Source organism: uncultured Planktosalinus sp., assembly GCF_963973675.1.
GTDB lineage: Bacteria > Bacteroidota > Bacteroidia > Flavobacteriales > Flavobacteriaceae > Planktosalinus.
Genome location: NZ_CAXBAN010000293.1, coordinates 1 through 3,372 on the forward strand (window position 1 = coordinate 1; position 3,372 = coordinate 3,372).

Here is a 3,372-nt window from a genome sequence, read left to right on the forward strand (position 1 = left end):
GTGGGCTGGTACCTGCATGTAGCTGGAAGTAAAGGAGAAATAAAAAATTGATATCCCTTAATTAAAAGAATAAAAGGTGCTATGAAAACTTTTTTTAGCAAAGTAGTTAAATATAAACTATGTTATTCTCACCACTTATAAACTAAAAGTAGTGCCGTCTTTTCCATCTTTTAAATGAATACCAATAGCTGCAAGTTCATCCCGTATCTTGTCACTCATTGCAAAATCTTTATTGGCGCGGGCTTCATTTCTCAATTGAATAAGTAAATTGATTGTATTAGATAATTTATCTGTATTCATGCTTGCGGTACTTGAACCTTGCAAGCCAAGAACATCAAATATAAACGCCTGAAGTGTTACTTTTAAATCTTCTAAATCCTTTTGAGTAATTCGGGCTTTTTGATCGCTAACAGAATTGATGAATTTTGCAGCGTCAAACAAATGTGCAATCAAAATAGGACTGTTAAAGTCATCATTCATGGCGTCATAACAAGATTGTTTCCATTCATCAAGATTCCATGAAGTTGTCTTATCTGTAGGTAGCTTGTCAATATGATTGACTGCTTCCATCAACCTGTTATAACCCTTTTCTGCAGCCTCCAGTGCTTCACTTGAAAAATCAAGAATACTCCTGTAGTGTGCCTGATACATAAAAAACTTAACTACAGTAGGAGTAAAGGGTTTGGATAATATCGTGTTGTCACCTGTAAATATCTCTTGAGGTAATATATTGTTGCCGGTAGATTTGGCCATTTTTTGACCGTTTAAAGTCAGCATGTTGGCATGCATCCAATAGTTTACAGGATTCTGTTTGTTGTATGCTTCAGATTGTGCAATTTCACATTCATGGTGTGGAAATTTTAAATCCATTCCGCCGCCGTGGATATCAAATTGAGCACCTAGATATTTGGTGCTCATAGCAGTACATTCAAGATGCCAGCCCGGAAAACCAATACTCCAGGGCGATGGCCATCGCATAATATGCTGAGGTTCTGCTTTTTTCCAAAGTGCAAAATCCTGAGGATTCTTTTTGTCACTTTGACCTTCAAGTTCCCGTGTGTTGGAAATCATATCTTCCAAATTCCTTCCACTTAATTTCCCATAGTGATGGGATTCATTGTATTTTAAAACATCAAAATAAACCGAACCATTCTTTTCATAGGCAAAACCATTGTTTAGAATTTCCTCAATAATTCCAATTTGCTCTACAATATGACCGGTAGCAGTAGGCTCAATGCTGGGGGGTAAGGCGTTGAACTGAGCCATGGTATCGTGAAAATCTATGGTGTAACGTTGCACTACTTCCATTGGTTCAATCTCTTCAATACGGGCTTTTTTAGCAATGCGGTCTTCTCCACTGTCAGCATCATTTTCAAGGTGTCCGGCATCAGTAATGTTACGAACATAACGCACCTTATAACCAAGGTGCTTTAAATACCTAAAAACCAAATCAAAAGATAAAAAGGTGCGGCAATTTCCCAAATGTACATTACTGTAAACAGTAGGTCCACAAACATACATTCCAACTACGCCCTCATTGATAGGCTCAAAAATTTCTTTATTTTTTGTAAGGGAATTGTATATTTTAATCTTTTGATTTTTATACAAACTCATTTTTAAAAAGAGGTTTATTAATATTGAGTGTCTAGTTTAATATAATCAAGAAATTCTCTTCGAATTTCTAATTCTTTAAATTTTCCGCCAAACTCAGCAGTTACAGTACTGCTGTCGATGTCTCTGATTCCGCGCGAATTTACACATAAATGTTTGGCATCAATTACACAAGCCACATCTTCTGTTTGAAGGGCCAGCTGAAGTTCCTTTACAATTTGAATGGTTAGCCTTTCCTGAACCTGTGGCCGCTTGGCATAATAATCTACAATGCGGTTCATTTTTGAAAGCCCAATCACATTTCCTGATGAAATATAAGCAACGTGAGCCTTTCCAACAATGGGCAAAAGGTGGTGCTCACACGTAGAATAAACCGTGATGTTTTTTTCAACCAACATTTCACCATACTTGTACTTATTTTCAAACGTTGAAGCTTTGGGTCTTCGGTCAGGGTGCAATCCGCCAAAAATTTCATTGACAAACATTTTGGCAACACGGTTTGGTGTGCCTTGCAGACTATCATCCTTAAGGTCTAGACCAAGAGTTTCCATTATATGCTTCACATCTTCTTTGATAAGGGAAATTTTTTCAAGATCGCTTAATTCAAATGCATCTGCTCTTAAAGGAGTATCACTAGAGGTTCCAATGTGATTATCACCAAGTTCCTCCAGTTTTTGTAAGTGTTTTTCTAAACCCATAATTTTTAAAGTTCAAATTGCTTAAAGCAAATAGTCTGCAAAGATAGCTATAAATGAAAAGAAACTGAAATTGCTTCATGGATATTTTAACGACAAATCCCTTACATTTTAATAATATTTTCTTAATTTTCGGGCGATAAAATTCTTAAAAATGAAACAAATATCCCCATTTTTAGTATTACTTTTTTTAGTAACCTCTTTTACTTACTCTCAAACTTTTAAAATTGATAGTGCAAATTTTGACGAATTGATAGCTCAGGTCTATGGAGAAGACGCTCAGGATTTGATTTATAAAGACGCTAAAGTGCTCGAAACTTATAAATCAATTTTAAACAGAGTGGAAATAATAAAATCATCTGAAAAAGTGAAAAGGGACTATCAATTCTTGTCGGGTATCCCTTCTTATAAGCAACTCAATCAAGATTTCTCACCAGAAACCTTCAATCCTTATAACTATAAAATGGATTTTTTCAGAAAAGATGAAACTGTCTATTATATAGTTGATAATACTGATTACGTAATACTAATAAAGCCCCTAAAGTAATGAATCTTAAAAGCGTTTTTTTATTAATTGTAAGTGTTTTTTTTACAGTTAATTCAGTCTTTTCTCAAGGGCCTGTTTGTGAACAGGCTGAACCATTTTGTGCTGCAGGGGCATCCTTAATTTTTCCTAATACAACCGGTGTGCCAAGTTTTGGTGGGCCTGCTTGTTTAGGGAGTACGCCAAACCCTTCATGGTTTTACCTCCAGGTAGATCAAACAGGCGATTTAGAATTTATTATCTCTCAAAGCACCGGTGGTTTTGATGAAGATGGTAACCCAATTGGTACCCAGTTGGATGTTGATTTTGTTGTTTGGGGTCCTTTTACTGATTTTGAAGGAAACTGTGACGATTTAGACGACTGTACTAGCTGTAGTAGTAATACGATCGATAATGGGTATCCCTATGGTAATGTCGTTGATTGTAGCTATAGTATCAATGCTGTTGAAAATATGACGTTACCAAACGCACAAGCAGGAGAGTATTATATTGTCTTAATAACAAATTTTAATGGTCAGGCAG

The 3,372-nt window shown here is 35.8% G+C and carries 4 protein-coding genes and 1 pseudogene; 2 read left to right on the forward strand and 3 right to left on the reverse strand.

Annotated elements, in window-relative coordinates; translation table 11 throughout:
* The 3 genes from yidD to folE form a co-directional block, all read right to left on the reverse strand.
* Positions 1-101: membrane protein insertion efficiency factor YidD (gene yidD, locus AACY61_RS10735; protein WP_339611583.1), on the reverse strand; the 101-nt coding region annotated here is incomplete at its 3' end.
* 34 nt (positions 102-135) lie between these two features.
* The gene (gene cysS / locus AACY61_RS10740) at positions 136-1,614 is read right to left on the reverse strand and encodes a cysteine--tRNA ligase (RefSeq protein WP_339611579.1); all 1,479 of its coding nucleotides are present in this window, start codon (positions 1,612-1,614) and stop codon (positions 136-138) included.
* Between the two features lie 17 nt (positions 1,615-1,631).
* Complete coding sequence (gene folE / locus AACY61_RS10745) at positions 1,632-2,309, reverse strand: GTP cyclohydrolase I FolE (RefSeq protein ID WP_339611581.1); 678 nt, start codon at positions 2,307-2,309, stop codon at positions 1,632-1,634.
* A gap of 151 nt (positions 2,310-2,460) precedes the next feature.
* Here folE and AACY61_RS10750 point away from each other — a divergent pair, with 151 nt between their 5' ends.
* A complete protein-coding gene (locus tag AACY61_RS10750) occupies positions 2,461-2,853 on the forward strand; it encodes a hypothetical protein (RefSeq protein WP_339611582.1) in 393 nt (130 codons plus the stop codon).
* A pseudogene (locus AACY61_RS10755) lies at positions 2,853-3,372 on the forward strand (hypothetical protein); the annotation flags it as partial. The gene AACY61_RS10750 and the pseudogene AACY61_RS10755, both read left to right, overlap by 1 nt.

Bases quoted from the DNA above. Each gene is read 5' to 3' on its own strand.
- cysS (WP_339611579.1), bottom strand. From the start codon at position 1,614: ATGAGTTTGTATAAAAATCAAAAGATTAAAATATACAATTCCCTTACA.
- folE (WP_339611581.1), bottom strand. From the start codon at position 2,309: ATGGGTTTAGAAAAACACTTACAAAAACTGGAGGAACTTGGTGATAAT.
- AACY61_RS10750 (WP_339611582.1), top strand. From the start codon at position 2,461: ATGAAACAAATATCCCCATTTTTAGTATTACTTTTTTTAGTAACCTCT.